Below are 13026 nucleotides of genomic sequence, written 5' to 3'. Positions count from 1 at the left end.
GCAAAGCAGGGCATGAGCTACACCGTCGTCTGGTTCAAACGCGACTTGCGCGTGCATGACCACGCGCCGCTGCACCACGCTGCCGCCAGTGGCCCGGTGCTGTGTCTGTATGTGATTGAGCCCAGCCTGTGGGCGCAGCCCGATGCGGCCCTGCAGCACTACCACTTTGTGCAAGAAGGCCTGCACGACCTGGCCCAAGCCCTGCACCGGCGGGGTGCCACGCTGCAAGTGGCCGTGGGCGAGGTGGTGGACGTGCTGGCCCGCCTGCACGCGCTGGCCCCCTTCCACACAGTGGTGGCACACGAAGAAACGGGCAACGCCCACACCTACGCACGAGACGTGGCCGTGGGGCGCTGGTGCCGCACGCAGGGCGTGGCCTGGCGCGAATGGCCCCAGCACGGCGTGGTGCGCCGCCTGCGCTCGCGCAATGACTGGCAACAGCACTGGCAAACCTTCATGCATTCGCCCGTGGTGCTCGCCCCCGCAGCAGGTGCACTGCAAAGCCGCACGCTGCCGTGGCCCTCACAGCCCTGGCCCAGCGGGGCCGCGCTGGGCTTGGCTGCGCACGACCCACCCCAGCGCCAGCGCGGCGGCCGAAAGGAAGGTCTGCGCGTGCTGCAAGAATTTTTGGCAGAGCGCAGCCAGGGCTATCGGGGCGGCATCTCATCGCCGCTCACCTCGCCCAGTGCCTGCTCGCGCCTCTCGCCCTACCTGGCCCTGGGCTGCTTGGGCATGCGCGAGGTAGTGCAGGCCACCCAGCGCCGCCAGCAGCAACTCAAATCCAGCACCGAGCCTGGAGCCGCATGGCAGCGCAAGGGGCTCACCGCCTTCATGAGCCGCCTGCACTGGCACTGCCATTTCATTCAGAAGCTCGAATCCGAACCCGCGCTGGAGCACCACAACCTGCACTGGGGCTACAACGGCCTGCGCGAAGCGGAATGGAACCCCGCTCACTTCGAGGCCCTGGTGGCTGGGCGCACCGGCTGGCCCATGGTCGATGCCTGCGTGGCCATGCTGCGCGAGACGGGATGGATCAACTTCCGCATGCGCGCCATGCTGGTGTCGGTGGCCTCGTACCCGCTGTGGCTGCACTGGCGGCCCGTGGGCGAATGGCTGGCCCGCCAGTTTCTGGACTACGAGCCCGGCATCCACTGGAGTCAGATGCAAATGCAGGCGGGCACCACGGGCATCAACACCACCCGCGTCTACAACCCCATCAAGCAGGCGCAAGACCACGACCCCCACGGCCACTTTGTGCGCCAGTGGCTGCCCGCCTTGCGCCGCGTGCCCGATGCCTGGCTCCTGGAGCCCTGGCGCATGCCGCCCGATGTGCAGGCCCGCTGCGGCGTCCGTGTAGGCCACGACATTGCCGTGCCGCTAGTGGAGTTGGACACCGCCACCCGCACCGCCAAGGCCCGCGTGCACGGCCTGTGCGCCCAGCCAGCCGTGCGCGCCGCCCAGGCTGCGATTGTGGAAAAGCACGGCTCCCGCCAGTTTCGCGATGGCGGCAGCCCCCAGGCGCGCGCCCGGGATCGCGCACGCAACGCCGCCCAGCATCCCCAGCAGCAAACCCTGGACTTTTGAACCATGCGCATGCGCAAAAAAACCGACCTGCCGCAAAAGACCTGCCAACACTGCGGCCTACCCTTCACCTGGCGCAAGAAGTGGGAGAAGGTATGGGACGAGGTGAAGTACTGCTCCGACCGCTGCCGCAGCGAACGCAAACGCACCGACAAGGCCTCAGGGGAGGGCGCTGCATGAGCACCGTGCTGTTCTGGTTTCGTAACGACCTGCGCCTGCACGACCAACCCGCGCTGCGTTCAGCCCTCACCAGCGGTGCCACCCACCTGCTACCCGTGGTGTGCTTGCCTGCGCCTGATGAATCCACACCCTGGGGCTTTGCCCGCGTGGGGGCGCACCGCCGGGCCTTCACCGCCGCCGCACTGCGCGGGCTGCAAGGGCAGATGAGCACACTGGGCAACCCACTGCTCATCTGCCAGGCCCCGCCTGCCACCGCCTTGCTGCAACTGGCCCAGGCCGTGGGTGCCACCACCGTGGTGTGTGAAGACATTGCCGCCCCCTACGAACAGGCCGAGGTGGCCGCACTGCGCGCAGCAGGTCTGCAGGTGCGCGCTGTGTGGCACAGCAGCTTGCTGCCCCCGGCGCGCATGCCGTGGCCCGTGGACCAGTTGCCCGGTGTGTTCACCAGCTTTCGCCAGAAGGTAGAGCGCGCGGGCATTACCCCCGCCGCACCATTGCCGCTACCGACCAAATTGCTCCCGCCACCCGATGTGCCCGCGCACGTGCTGCAGGCCGTGGGGGCAGAGCAGGGCACCGCAGCCATCCTGCAACCCGCGCCGCCGCAGGGCAGCGATGCCCGCTCTTCCTTCCCCTACGGCACGCCTGCCTGTGATGGCAGCGAGGCCGCCGCACTGGCCCACCTGGCGCAGTACCTGGCCCGCAAGCTGCCCCACAGCTACAAGGCCACGCGCAACGGGCTCACGGGGCTGGATTACTCCAGCAAGTTCTCGCCCTGGTTGGCTACGGGCGCGCTGTCTCCGCGCCAGATTGATGCCGATCTGAAAAATTTCGAGCGCGACCACGGCGCCAATGACGGCACCTACTGGTTGTGGTTTGAGCTGCTGTGGCGCGATTACTTCCGGCTGCTGCACCTGCAATACGGTGCAGCGCTGTACCGGGCGCGCGGCCTGTCAGAACTGCCGCCCGCCCCGCACAACCCGCGCGGTTTTGATCGCTGGTGCCGGGGCGATACGGGCCAGCCCCTTGTCGATGCCGCCATGCGCGAGCTGGCTGCCACAGGCTACCTCAGCAACCGCCTGCGCCAGGTGGTGGCCAGCTACCTCATCTACGACCTGCGGGGTGACTGGCGCGCGGGCGCGGCGTGGTTTGAATCGCAATTGGTGGACTACGACGTGTACAGCAACCAGGCCAACTGGCTCTACATCGCCGGGCGCGGCACCGACCCGCGCGGGGGGCGGCGCTTCAACCCCATCAAGCAGGCGCAAGACCACGACGCCGACGGCAGCTACCGCCGCATGTGGGGCACGGCATGACCACGCCACAACCCTCCACCCTACAGCGCACCCACACCCTGCGTCTGCTGCTGGGCGACCAGCTCAACCCCGAGCATTCATGGTTTGCCACGCTGGACGACGGCGTGGTCTACGTGCTGATGGAAGTGCGGCAAGAGACCGACTACGTGCTGCACCACGCGCAAAAAATCCTCGCCATTTTTGCCGCCATGCGCGACCTGACCCGCCACCTGCGCGAGGCCGGGCACCGCGTGCGCTACGTGGCGATTGACGACGCCAGCAACCGCCAGTCGATGCCCGACAACCTGGCCGCCCTCATGGCCCACTACGGTGCGCACACGCTGCAATACCAGCACCCCGACGAATGGCGGCTGGACGAGCAACTGCGCACCTGGGGTGCAGAGCAAGCCTTTGCCGTGCAGGCCGTCAGCAGCGAGCACTTCTACACCACCCGCACCGAAATGGCCGAGGTGTTCCAAGGCCGCAAACAGTGGCTCATGGAGCACTTCTACCGCCGCATGCGCCAGCGCCATAGCGTACTGATCGACGCAGCGGGTGAGCCCGAAGGTGGGCAGTGGAACTACGACCACGACAACCGCAAGCCCTGGCCCGGCACACCCGCGCTGCCGCCCGACGCGCGCCCCACGCACGACCACAGCGCCCTGTGGGCCACCATCCAGGCCGCAGGCGTGCAAAGCTTTGGCAACCCGCAGGCCCATGCACTGCGCTGGCCCCTCAACAGGGCCGAGGCAATGGCGTGGCTGGAGTACTTCATCACCACCACGCTGCCGCACTTTGGCGCGTATGAAGACGCCATGAGCACAAAGAGCAGCAGGCTCTTTCACTCCCTGCTGTCCTTTGCCCTCAACACCAAAATGCTGCGCCCGCAAGAGGTGGTGCAACGCGCCGCTGCCGCCTACCACGCAGGCGCCGCGCCCCTGCCTGCGGTGGAGGGCTTTGTCCGCCAGATCCTCGGCTGGCGCGAATATGTCCGCGGCATCTACTGGGCCCACATGCCCGGCTACGACGAGCGCAACGCCCTGGGCCACAGCACGCCGCTGCCGGAGTGGTTCTGGACGGCCAACACCCGCATGCGCTGCATGCAGCACGCCGTGGGCCAGTCGCTGGAGCAGGCGTATGCCCACCACATCCAGCGCCTCATGGTCATCGGCAACTTTGCGCTGCTGGCGGGGCTCGACCCCGCTGCCGTGCACCGCTGGTACCTGGGCGTGTATATCGATGCCTTTGAATGGGTGGAAGTGCCCAACACCGTGGGCATGAGCCAGTTTGCCGACGGCGGCCTGCTGGCCACCAAACCCTATGTGAGTAGCGCCGCCTACATCGACCGCATGAGCGACTACTGCAGCGGCTGCCACTACGACAAAAAGCAAAAGGTGGGTGAGCGGGCGTGCCCATACAACGCGCTGTATTGGGACTTCTTCGCGCGCAACGAGGGCACGCTGGGCAACAACTTCCGCTTGGGCATGGTGTTCCGCCAGTTGCAAAAGATGCAGGGCCCGCAGCTGGATGCGTTGCGTGAGCATGCGACCAGCCTGCGCACGCGGCTGGATGCGCTGTAGCCCGCTTGCCGAACCACCCCACGACACCCTCACCGCAGGACCGCGCCATGTCTCAAGCACAACCCACCGCAACGCCGTTCACTTCTTTGCAGTCGCTGCCTGATGGCTACCGCGCCCTGGTCATCGGCTCCACCGGCGCCATCGGCAGTGCCTTCCTCGCCCACCTGCAGGCCGATCCGCGCTGCGCCTTGGCCGTGGGACTGGGCCGCCACACCCATCTGGCGGTCGATTTGGACGACGAAGCTACCATCGCCGCCGCCGCCCACCAGCTCAAGGCCCAGGGGCCGTGGCACTGCATCATCCACGCCGCTGGCATGCTGCACGGCCCCCATGGCATGCCTGAAAGGCGCCTGGGCCAGTTGAACTACGCGCAGATGGAAGCCACCTTCCGCACCAACACCTTCGGCCCCGCGCTGGTGCTGGCCCACTTTGCACCGCTGTTACCCAAGCAGGGGCGCGGCTTGCTGGCCGTGCTCTCGGCCAAGGTGGGCAGCATTGGCGACAACCGCCTGGGCGGCTGGTACAGCTACCGCGCCAGCAAGGCCGCGCTCAACATGCTGGTCAAAACGGCGTCCATCGAAGTGGCCCGCACCCACCCGCAGGCCGTGCTGGTGGCGCTGCACCCAGGCACCGTCAACTCAGCGTTGTCGGCCCCTTTCAATGGCGCAGAAATAGGCCGCCCGGCGGCGGATGCGGCGGGCGACATGCTGCGGGTGCTGGATGGGATCGCGCCCGAGGAGACGGGCAGCTTCTACGCCTACAGTGGCGCGCCACTCCCCTGGTAAGCGTGCCGCGCGGTGCTATGGTTTTGATACTGCTTGCGTACCAGCAGTAAGCGCTGGTAGGCCTTTTGCTCAAAGGCACGCCATGTGCCACTGTCCGTGCGCGACCGCCGTATTGCTGCATGCAGAATGCCGCATGCATTCAACCCCATCGCCCGACACAACACTGGTTGCCTCCCACACCACGGCCGCAGCCGCGTCTGTGGCGCAGTGGGTAGAGCGCCACTACGGCCTGTCCGTGCAGCAGTGCTACCTGATCCGCCGCAACCTCAATGACAACTACGCTGTGCGAACAGCGGGCGGCAGCCGTTACGTGGCAAGGCTCTGCGCCATCCGACCGCGCGGTCCGTTCAATGTGGATTTTGAGGTCGCACTGCTGGCGCATCTGGAAGCGCAGGGCGTGGGTGTGGCCTCTCCGGTGTTGGCTGCGAACGGCACGACCAGCGTGACCCTGTCGTTCCCGGAGGGCCCTCGAGTGCTGGTCCTCTTCCGTCACTGCGATGGCGCAGTGCCCGATACCCCCGAAGACCTGCACCTGACCGGCGCCACGCTGGCCCAGATTCACAGCGCCGCGCAAAGCTACACCGGCCCCGTAAGCCTGTACGTGCTGGACGGCCACCATCTGGCAGGCCGCACGCTGGACTACCTTGCCGCCCATCCCGAGCTGGCCCCATCCGTTCTGGATGTCTACCGTGAACTGACCCATCGCCTGCTGGGCCAGTTGGCGGATGTTGAAGACACCTTGACCCGCGTGATGTGCCACGGCGACACGCATGGGTTCAACAACCATGTGTACACCGATGCCGAGGGAGTGCGCCGGGCCGCCTTCTTCGACTTTGACGACGCCGGGCCGGGGTTCCTGGCCTATGACCTGTGTGTGTGGCTGTGGTCGAACCTGCCGCGCAAAGCCCCCATGGAGCCTGACGAAGCCTTGCTCCATCGTTGGCAGCAGTACCTGGCTGGCTACAGCGCAGGCGGCGGCCACGTCACCGATGCCGACCTCGCCGCCTTGCCGCTCTTTGTGCAGTTGCGGCACCTGTGGAACATGGGGGAGGGCGTGGCGCGCATCCACCACTGGGGTGCCAACATGATGTCGGCCGACTGGATCAAGAAGCAGCCGGAGGTGATGGCCGCCTGGGCCCGGCTGGATTTGCCCGATTGATGGGGCTTGTTCAGGCCCCTGTGGGTTGCGCAGGCACCCAGGCTCAGGTCATATGACGCGGGGCTGTGGGGTGCGTCAGCTGCTGCGCATCGCTGGGGTCCTGCTCCAGGCTGTAAGGCACTGAGACAAAGGCCACGCTCAACACAAAAAACAGCGTGGCGGATACGGCCCGGGCGATGGGGAGCACAAAGTTCTTGAGGTCGGTGTTCATGGTGTTTCCTGCTGCGGCAATAGGTGGAGAAGGGTCGGGGGTCACATGCCGCCTTGACCCTTGCCGCCATGTTGCCGGTGCCAGGCTGAACGGGTGCTGAACACGTGCTGAAAACGTGGCGAGCGGCGCTTGCTCATCACCTACTTGTAGTTCTCCCGCCGCTCCCCAAACTTTCTCACCCGCTTGCGCCACGCCCTGTAGCTGCCCGGCGCCAGGTGGGTGCGCATCAGTGCCTTGACTTCATCGTGGTGCAGGCCGTGGGCGGCGCGGATCTGCGCAAAGCTCACGTGGTCGCTCAGCGCCATCTGGATGATCTCGCCCACGGTAGCAGCGTCAAGTGAGGCGTGTGGCGGGTTCACGGCGTGCGGTGTCGTCATGTTCATCAGGGTGCTGGCGTTGTTGCGAGGGTAGTGCGCCCGCCTTCACCTTGCGCTGCGGTGGCCCTTTCTCCGTTGCCATGCTCGCCCTCCACAGGCGTCGGTGCGGGCGTTCAGCGGTCTACCGCCAGCCCCTCGGCCAGCGCCTCAAACACCACCCGAATCCGCCGTGATGTGCGCAGCTCGCGGTGCGACACCAGCCAGACGGGAAAGCGCACCGGCGCCACATCGTCCAGCACGCGGACGATGCCCGGCGTTTCGCGGGCGATCTCGTCCATCATGGCGCCGATGCCCATGCCCTGGCGCACCAGCGCCCAGTGGGTCACGGTGTGGTCTGCGTAGCAGGTGAAGTTGTCTTCGCTCAGGTTCAAGCCGTAGTGACGCAGGTAGGCAAGGTACCGGCCAGCGCGGTCTGAACCCACAAACTCCGCATTCACCGCGTCCTCCGCGCTGCGCGGGTGGCCGTGGGTCTGCACCCAGCTCTCCGATGCGTAAAAGCACGCCCGGGCCTCGCGCACCAGGCGGGCGATCAGTTCGGGCTGCTCGGGCTGCACGTGGCGGATGGCAATGTCGGCCTCGCGGCGTTGCAGGTCGCTCAGCGCGTTGGACGAGATCACTTCCACGGCAATGCCGGGCGCCTGCGCTCGCAGGCGTTGCAGGATGGGCGGCAGCAAGTGCGTCGCCACTACGTCGGTGGCCGACACCGACACCACGCCCCCCACTGCTTGCGACCGCCCGCTGGCAGCCAGGCCCAGGGCCTCTGCCGCAGTGCCCATGGCGCGGGCATGTTCCAGCAGATCCAAGCCGGTGGGCGTGAGCACCATGGCTTTGCCCACGCGCTCAAACAGGGTCACGCCCATCTGCTGCTCAATGGCGGCCACCTGCCGGCTCAGGGTGGGCTGGGTCAGGCCCAGCTTGCGTGCGGCGGCCGACAGCGAGCCGGTCTGCGCCGTTTGCAAGAACGCCTTCAGTTGGTTCCAGTCGAGGTTATCCATGCGTAAACGTATATCTTCACTGCAATTTATCGCAGTTTCCTGCGCTTCAATGCATGGATAGCATCTGTGTGTTGCTCATTGCACCTCTGTACTTCGCTGCTTCAGCACTTCACCCGGTCTGCACACCATGTCGTCTTCTGCCATTGCTCCCGCCTCCCGCGCATTGCCCTCCGCCGCCAACCCGTCGGCTGCGTCCGCCAAGGCACGGTTCTGGGACCGCATTGCACCCAAGTACGCCACCGACCCCATTGCCGACCTCGCTGGGTACGAGGCCACGCTGCAGCGCGTGCAGGGCCTGCTGTCGCCCCAGCATGACGTGCTGGAGATTGGCTGCGGCACCGGCAGCACGGCACTGCGCCTGGCGCCCTTCACCCGCAGCCTGCTGGCCACCGATGTGTCGTCGCAGATGATCGCCATCGCCCACCAGCGGCTGGCCGCGCAGCCGTCGCCCGCCTTGCGTTTTGCTGTGGCCGACGCCGAGGCCATGGCCCCGGGGCCCGAGGTGTACGACGCAGTGCTGGCCTTCAACGTGCTGCACCTGATGACCGACCTGGACGACGCGCTCAGGCAGCTGGCAAAGGTGCTGCGCCCGGGTGGTTTGCTGATCTCCAAGACCGCTTGCGTTGCCGAGATGAACCCGCTGATCCCCTACCTGGCCGTGCCCCTGATGCGCGCCATTGGCAAGGCCCCGCCGGTGCTGTGCTTTGACGAGCAGCGGCTGCGCTCGGCCATGGTGCAGCAGGGCCTGCAAATCGTCTGCACCGAGCGGCACGGCACGCGCGGCAAGGACATTCGCGCCTTCATCGTGGCCCGCAAGCCGGGCTGAGTTTTACCCACCCCCTGCACACAGGCTGGCGGCTTTGCAAGGCCGCCGGGCGGAGCTTTGCCTACGCATGCGCTAGCGGTCCCCTGCGCTTATCCCATGGACTGCAGAAGGGCGCCCTGACATTCGCCCTGCGGCGGCCCCGCCGTCATCACCTACCTGATTGCCCACACGGCCTCGCCCGCTCCCCCACCACCTCCCATCACTACCACCCACACCATGAACCATCGCAACCACCCCCTGTCTCTCACATCCGCCGCTGGCCTCGTCGCAGCCGTGGCATTCCTCACCGGCTGCGCGTCCACCCTCGACCAGGCGGGCCTGGAGCAGCGTACGGGGCAAGCCATTGGCCGCACGGCAGGCCAGTTCACCATCACCGACCGGCAAGAGGAAACCGGCGGCCGCATCAACTACACCGTCAACACCCGCGACGGCGCCAGCTACCGGTGCTACGTGTACGGAGTAACGGGCTTTCAGAAGGCCATGACCTTCGGCCAGACACCCCATTCCGACGCCATCTGCACCGCCATGGTGGGCAGCGCGGGCAACGGCGGCGCCCAGGCACCGGCAGCAGCCGCCCAGCCACAGGGCCGCGGTGCGGCCAAGGAATGCAATGCACTGCTGCGCACGGCAGGGCGTTGCTGAATGGCACCGTACCGCTTTGGCCTGCGGGCCGCACCCCTGTCTGCAACGGGCCTTGCACCATGATGCGATGGCACTGGGCCAGCCTGCTGCTGGCAGTCTGCTTGAGCGGTTGCGCCAGCTTGCCCGGCGCCACCACCGACACGGTGGACGGGCGCACGGTCGAATACGTGCAGGCGGGGCAGGGCACACCCGTGGTGGTGTTTGAGAACGGGCTGGGCGCCCGGCTGGACTGGTGGGCCAAGGTCTGGCCCGACACCGTGGCAGAAACCCGCGCGCTGGCCTACCACCGCGCGGGCTATGGCCGCAGCGATGCGTCGCCCCAGCCGCGCGATGGGGCGCAGGTGGTGCAAGAGCTGCGGGCCTTGCTCCGGGCCCGCCAGCTGCCGCCGCCCTACGTGCTGGTCGGCCACTCGCTGGGCGGCCTGTACATGCAGCTGTATGCGCGCCAATACCCCGCCGAGGTGGCCGCGCTGGTGCTGGTGGACTCCACCCACCCCGAGCAGATGCGAGGCGCGGGCAACCCCGACCTGTGGCCGACCTGGCTGAAAGTGGCCTTCCGCCTGGGCACCTCTGACGTGGTCAAACAAGAGCTGGCAGCGCTGGACGCCACCGGGCAGCGCGTTGCCAGCCTGCCGGTGGACCCATCGGTGCCCGTGTTTGTGCTCAGCGCACTGCAAACCCCGGGGGCTTCATCTGCGCTGGCCGAAGACGTGCGCCAAAAGCGCGCCGACTTCGCCCACCTGTACCCCGGCTCTACCCAGGTGTGGGTGGACAGCGGCCACGGCATTCCGCTGGAGAAGCCCGAGGCCGTGGTCAGCGCGATTCGCGCCGCACTGCAGGCAGCCCGCGCGCCTCGCTGAAAGCGGTGGCGGCCACGCCAGTGGCAATTTCATCGTGGGGTGGCGATCAAACTGCGTGCCAGAATGACCCGATGAGCACCACCACCTCCTCCTTCCAGTCCAACGCCGACGGCACCCGGGTCACCACCTACACCTGGGCCGAAACCCCGGGCCAACCAGTGGGCGTCGTGCAAATCTCCCACGGTCTTGCCGAGCATGGCGAGCGCTACGACCGCTTTGCGCGGGCCCTCATCGCCGCAGGCTTCATCGTCCACGCCGTAGACCATCGCGGCCACGGGCGCACAGCAGGTGGCAAGCTGGGTGACCTTGGCAGCGCAGGCTTCGGCGGTCTCATTGCCGATGTGGCCCAGTTCGGCGCACTGCTGCGTGCACAGCATGGGCCGCAGCAGCTCCCGCTCTTTCTGTTCGGCCACTCCATGGGCTCGTTCGCAGCGCAGGCGGCCATCCTCGACCATTCAGCCACCTGGTCCGGCGTCATCCTGTCAGGCTCCACCGCCCTCGACCTGTTCGCCGCCGCCATGGCCAACGCACCCTCTGACGCGCCCGCTGGGCTCGCCGCATTCAACGCAGGCTTTGAGCAACGCACCGGTTACGAATGGCTGTCGCGCGACGCTGCCGAGGTCGATGCCTACGTGGCCGACCCGTGGTGCGGCTGGGAGGTGCCGCCCGACGTGATCCCCTCTCTCTTCGCCCCCGCACCCCGCCTGGCTGACCCCGCACAACTCGCGCGCATCCGCAGCGACCTGCCCATCCTCATCGCATCCGGCGACGCAGACCCGCTGGCCGCGGGCGGGGTGTTGTTGGAGCAACTGGGGCAGCGGTATCGCGATGCCGGTGTGGCCGATGTGGCGGTCAAGCTGTACCCGGCCGCGCGGCATGAGATCTTGAATGAGACGAATCGGGATGAGGTGACGGAGGATGTTGTGGCGTGGCTGCGGGCGCATACGGGTCTGGCGTAGTCGGTACCCGATCCCTGTGAAATAGGCAGGTGTTGGGCAAGTAACCAGGGGGTAATGTCTGGCTGCTCCCGACCCAAAGCAGAAGATCACGTTTGCATCTTGAGCCGCCGGTAAGTAGCGGCGGCCAGCCGTTCGCGGCCTAACCGTCACATCAGGATGGGAGGATAGTGCGGCCTCGGTACTGTTTGAACCGGAAACGATGTACGTCGTACGAGTTCGGCGGGCGGCGAAGCAAACCGAGGCAACTTATCCATTAAAAATCGTGATGGCGCACAACACTCGGTAGACGCCATCGATTCACAGCTTCGCAAGATCGAAGGGCAGAGCCTTGGGTATAAAGCGGCTCGTTTCTTCGATCTGTTGGGGCGGTGATTTACGCGACCTGCAGTGTCGGATAGTTTGTATAGCCCTTGGCGCCACCTGTGTAGAACGTGTTGGAGTCAGGCGCGTTCAGCGGTGCCTTGGCCCTGATGCGTGCGGGCAGGTCCGGGTTAGCCAGGAAGGCGGTGCCAAAGGCCACAGCGTCAAGCTTACCTTCGGCAATCGCTGCCTCTGCCTCATCAGCGCTGTAACCCATATTGCCCACCAGCACACCCTTGAACTTTTCACGCGCCACGGGCATGACATCGGCCTTCTGCACGCCGAAGAAATCGGCGCGCATCACATGCAGGTAGGCCAGCTTGAAGGCATTGAGCCTATCGGCCAGGAAGCCGATGAGGGCCAGCGGGTAGCTGTCCTTCATGCTGTTGAAGCTGTTGAGGGGCGATAGGCGCAGACCCACACGTTCGGAACCGATCGCCTGGGTCACGGCAGTGAGTACCTCGAACAGCAAACGTGCACGGTTTTCCAGCGATCCGCCGTAAGCATCGGTGCGCTGGTTGGGCGTGTCGCGCAGAAACTGGTCAATCAGGTAGCCGTTGGCGCCGTGTACTTCCACACCATCAAAGCCGGCGGCAATGGCGTTGCGTGCGCCTTGAGCAAACGCAGCCACGATGCCGGGAATCTCTTGGGCGGTCAGGGCGCGGGGCACCGCGTGCGGCACCTTGCCTTGGGGCGTGTGGATCTCACCCTCAATGGCGATGGCGCTGCTGGAGACAATGGGGGCGCCATCGGCAGCGCCAGGGTAGGCTGCGCGGCCAGCGTGCCAGATCTGCATGAAGATGCGTCCGCCCTTGGCGTGCACCGCGTCGGCCACCTGCCTCCAGGCTGCAATCTGCGCGTCGTTGTAGATGCCAGGCTCATTGACGAAGGCCGATGTACCGGGCGCCACCATGGTGCATTCGGAAATCAGCAGGCCGCCGGTGGCACGCTGGCTGTAGTACTCGGCCATCAGCGCGTTGGGCATGTGGCCAGCGTCGGCGCGGGCGCGTGTCAGTGGTGCCAGAAGGATGCGGTTGGGCAGGGTGAGAGAACCTACTTGAAGTGGATTGAATAGCATCCGAATGAGAATCCAGGTTACTGGTTACTGGTTACTGGTTACTGGTTACTGGTTACTGAACAGAAAGCAGTGGTGAAGGTAACAGTTTCCCAATACTCAGACATTCGTAAGGTCACTGAAGACGGCTTTGGCACGGCTGGT

General features: G+C 66.3%; 14 protein-coding genes. 10 read left to right on the top strand and 4 right to left on the bottom strand.

The features are described from left to right. Positions 1-12 precede the first annotated feature (12 nt). The 6 genes from C8C95_RS02210 to C8C95_RS02185 all read left to right on the top strand — a co-directional run bounded on the left by C8C95_RS02210 (position 13) and on the right by C8C95_RS02185 (position 6577). Positions 13-1584, top strand: a complete 1572-nt coding sequence (locus tag C8C95_RS02210) for an FAD-binding domain-containing protein (protein WP_116747489.1) — start codon at positions 13-15, stop codon at positions 1582-1584. 3 nt (positions 1585-1587) lie between these two features. Beyond that, the gene (locus tag C8C95_RS24045; RefSeq protein WP_116747488.1) at positions 1588-1761 is read left to right on the top strand and encodes a DUF2256 domain-containing protein; all 174 of its coding nucleotides are present in this window, start codon (positions 1588-1590) and stop codon (positions 1759-1761) included. Next, complete coding sequence (locus C8C95_RS02200) at positions 1758-3074, top strand: DASH family cryptochrome (RefSeq protein ID WP_116747487.1); 1317 nt, start codon at positions 1758-1760, stop codon at positions 3072-3074. Before C8C95_RS24045 ends, C8C95_RS02200 begins: the two co-directional genes overlap by 4 nt. Continuing rightward, positions 3071-4633: a cryptochrome/photolyase family protein gene (locus C8C95_RS02195; RefSeq protein WP_116747486.1), complete on the top strand. Its 1563-nt coding sequence runs from the start codon at positions 3071-3073 to the stop codon at positions 4631-4633. Before C8C95_RS02200 ends, C8C95_RS02195 begins: the two co-directional genes overlap by 4 nt. Positions 4634-4680: 47 nt before the next feature. After that, entirely contained in the window at positions 4681-5418 is a 738-nt protein-coding gene (locus C8C95_RS02190) for an SDR family NAD(P)-dependent oxidoreductase (RefSeq protein ID WP_116747485.1), read from the top strand. 133 nt (positions 5419-5551) lie between these two features. Continuing rightward, positions 5552-6577, top strand: a complete 1026-nt coding sequence (locus C8C95_RS02185; RefSeq protein WP_116747484.1) for a phosphotransferase — start codon at positions 5552-5554, stop codon at positions 6575-6577. A gap of 43 nt (positions 6578-6620) precedes the next feature. Here the strand turns inward: C8C95_RS02185 and C8C95_RS23630 are convergent, their stop codons facing one another. From C8C95_RS23630 to C8C95_RS02175, 3 genes are all read right to left on the bottom strand, one after another. Beyond that, a complete protein-coding gene (locus tag C8C95_RS23630) occupies positions 6621-6788 on the bottom strand; it encodes a hypothetical protein (RefSeq protein ID WP_165836504.1) in 168 nt (55 codons plus the stop codon). Positions 6789-6928: 140 nt separating this feature from the next. Next, positions 6929-7165 (bottom strand): DUF2805 domain-containing protein, encoded by a 237-nt coding sequence (locus tag C8C95_RS02180; protein WP_116747483.1) that lies wholly within the window; start codon positions 7163-7165, stop codon positions 6929-6931. Between the two features lie 113 nt (positions 7166-7278). After that, complete coding sequence (locus C8C95_RS02175) at positions 7279-8160, bottom strand: LysR family transcriptional regulator (RefSeq protein ID WP_116747482.1); 882 nt, start codon at positions 8158-8160, stop codon at positions 7279-7281. 127 nt (positions 8161-8287) lie between these two features. On the opposite strand from C8C95_RS02175, the gene C8C95_RS02170 reads away from it, so the two are divergent. The 4 genes from C8C95_RS02170 to C8C95_RS02155 all read left to right on the top strand — a co-directional run bounded on the left by C8C95_RS02170 (position 8288) and on the right by C8C95_RS02155 (position 11447). Then, entirely contained in the window at positions 8288-8986 is a 699-nt protein-coding gene (locus tag C8C95_RS02170) for a class I SAM-dependent methyltransferase (RefSeq protein WP_015014930.1), read from the top strand. Positions 8987-9202: 216 nt separating this feature from the next. Next, positions 9203-9628 carry a hypothetical protein gene (locus C8C95_RS02165; protein WP_116747481.1) on the top strand — a complete coding sequence of 142 codons (426 nt, stop codon included), beginning with the start codon at positions 9203-9205 and terminating at the stop codon, positions 9626-9628. Positions 9629-9687: 59 nt separating this feature from the next. Next, positions 9688-10488, top strand: a complete 801-nt coding sequence (locus tag C8C95_RS02160; protein WP_116747480.1) for an alpha/beta hydrolase — start codon at positions 9688-9690, stop codon at positions 10486-10488. 71 nt (positions 10489-10559) lie between these two features. Beyond that, complete coding sequence (locus C8C95_RS02155) at positions 10560-11447, top strand: alpha/beta hydrolase (RefSeq protein WP_116747479.1); 888 nt, start codon at positions 10560-10562, stop codon at positions 11445-11447. 373 nt (positions 11448-11820) lie between these two features. Here the strand turns inward: C8C95_RS02155 and C8C95_RS02150 are convergent, their stop codons facing one another. Beyond that, on the bottom strand, positions 11821-12885 hold the full coding sequence (locus tag C8C95_RS02150; protein WP_116747478.1) for an alkene reductase: 1065 nt from the start codon (positions 12883-12885) through the stop codon (positions 11821-11823). Positions 12886-13026 lie beyond the last annotated feature (141 nt).

The organism is Acidovorax sp. 99 (genome assembly GCF_003096455.1).
Lineage (GTDB): Bacteria > Pseudomonadota > Gammaproteobacteria > Burkholderiales > Burkholderiaceae_C > Acidovorax > Acidovorax delafieldii.
The sequence above is the reverse complement of the archived record's forward strand: the minus strand, read 5'-3'. Positions and strand labels throughout refer to the sequence as shown.

Coding starts and splice junctions, on each gene's coding strand:
- C8C95_RS02160 (WP_116747480.1), top strand. CDS start 9,688: ATGATGCGATGGCACTGGGCCAGCCTGCTGCTGGCAGTCTGCTTGAGC.
- C8C95_RS02175 (WP_116747482.1), bottom strand. CDS start 8,160: ATGGATAACCTCGACTGGAACCAACTGAAGGCGTTCTTGCAAACGGCG.
- C8C95_RS02170 (WP_015014930.1), top strand. CDS start 8,288: ATGTCGTCTTCTGCCATTGCTCCCGCCTCCCGCGCATTGCCCTCCGCC.
- C8C95_RS02200 (WP_116747487.1), top strand. CDS start 1,758: ATGAGCACCGTGCTGTTCTGGTTTCGTAACGACCTGCGCCTGCACGAC.
- C8C95_RS02185 (WP_116747484.1), top strand. CDS start 5,552: ATGCATTCAACCCCATCGCCCGACACAACACTGGTTGCCTCCCACACC.
- C8C95_RS02180 (WP_116747483.1), bottom strand. CDS start 7,165: ATGACGACACCGCACGCCGTGAACCCGCCACACGCCTCACTTGACGCT.
- C8C95_RS24045 (WP_116747488.1), top strand. CDS start 1,588: ATGCGCATGCGCAAAAAAACCGACCTGCCGCAAAAGACCTGCCAACAC.
- C8C95_RS02210 (WP_116747489.1), top strand. CDS start 13: ATGAGCTACACCGTCGTCTGGTTCAAACGCGACTTGCGCGTGCATGAC.
- C8C95_RS23630 (WP_165836504.1), bottom strand. CDS start 6,788: ATGAACACCGACCTCAAGAACTTTGTGCTCCCCATCGCCCGGGCCGTA.
- C8C95_RS02165 (WP_116747481.1), top strand. CDS start 9,203: ATGAACCATCGCAACCACCCCCTGTCTCTCACATCCGCCGCTGGCCTC.
- C8C95_RS02195 (WP_116747486.1), top strand. CDS start 3,071: ATGACCACGCCACAACCCTCCACCCTACAGCGCACCCACACCCTGCGT.
- C8C95_RS02150 (WP_116747478.1), bottom strand. CDS start 12,885: ATGCTATTCAATCCACTTCAAGTAGGTTCTCTCACCCTGCCCAACCGC.
- C8C95_RS02190 (WP_116747485.1), top strand. CDS start 4,681: ATGTCTCAAGCACAACCCACCGCAACGCCGTTCACTTCTTTGCAGTCG.
- C8C95_RS02155 (WP_116747479.1), top strand. CDS start 10,560: ATGAGCACCACCACCTCCTCCTTCCAGTCCAACGCCGACGGCACCCGG.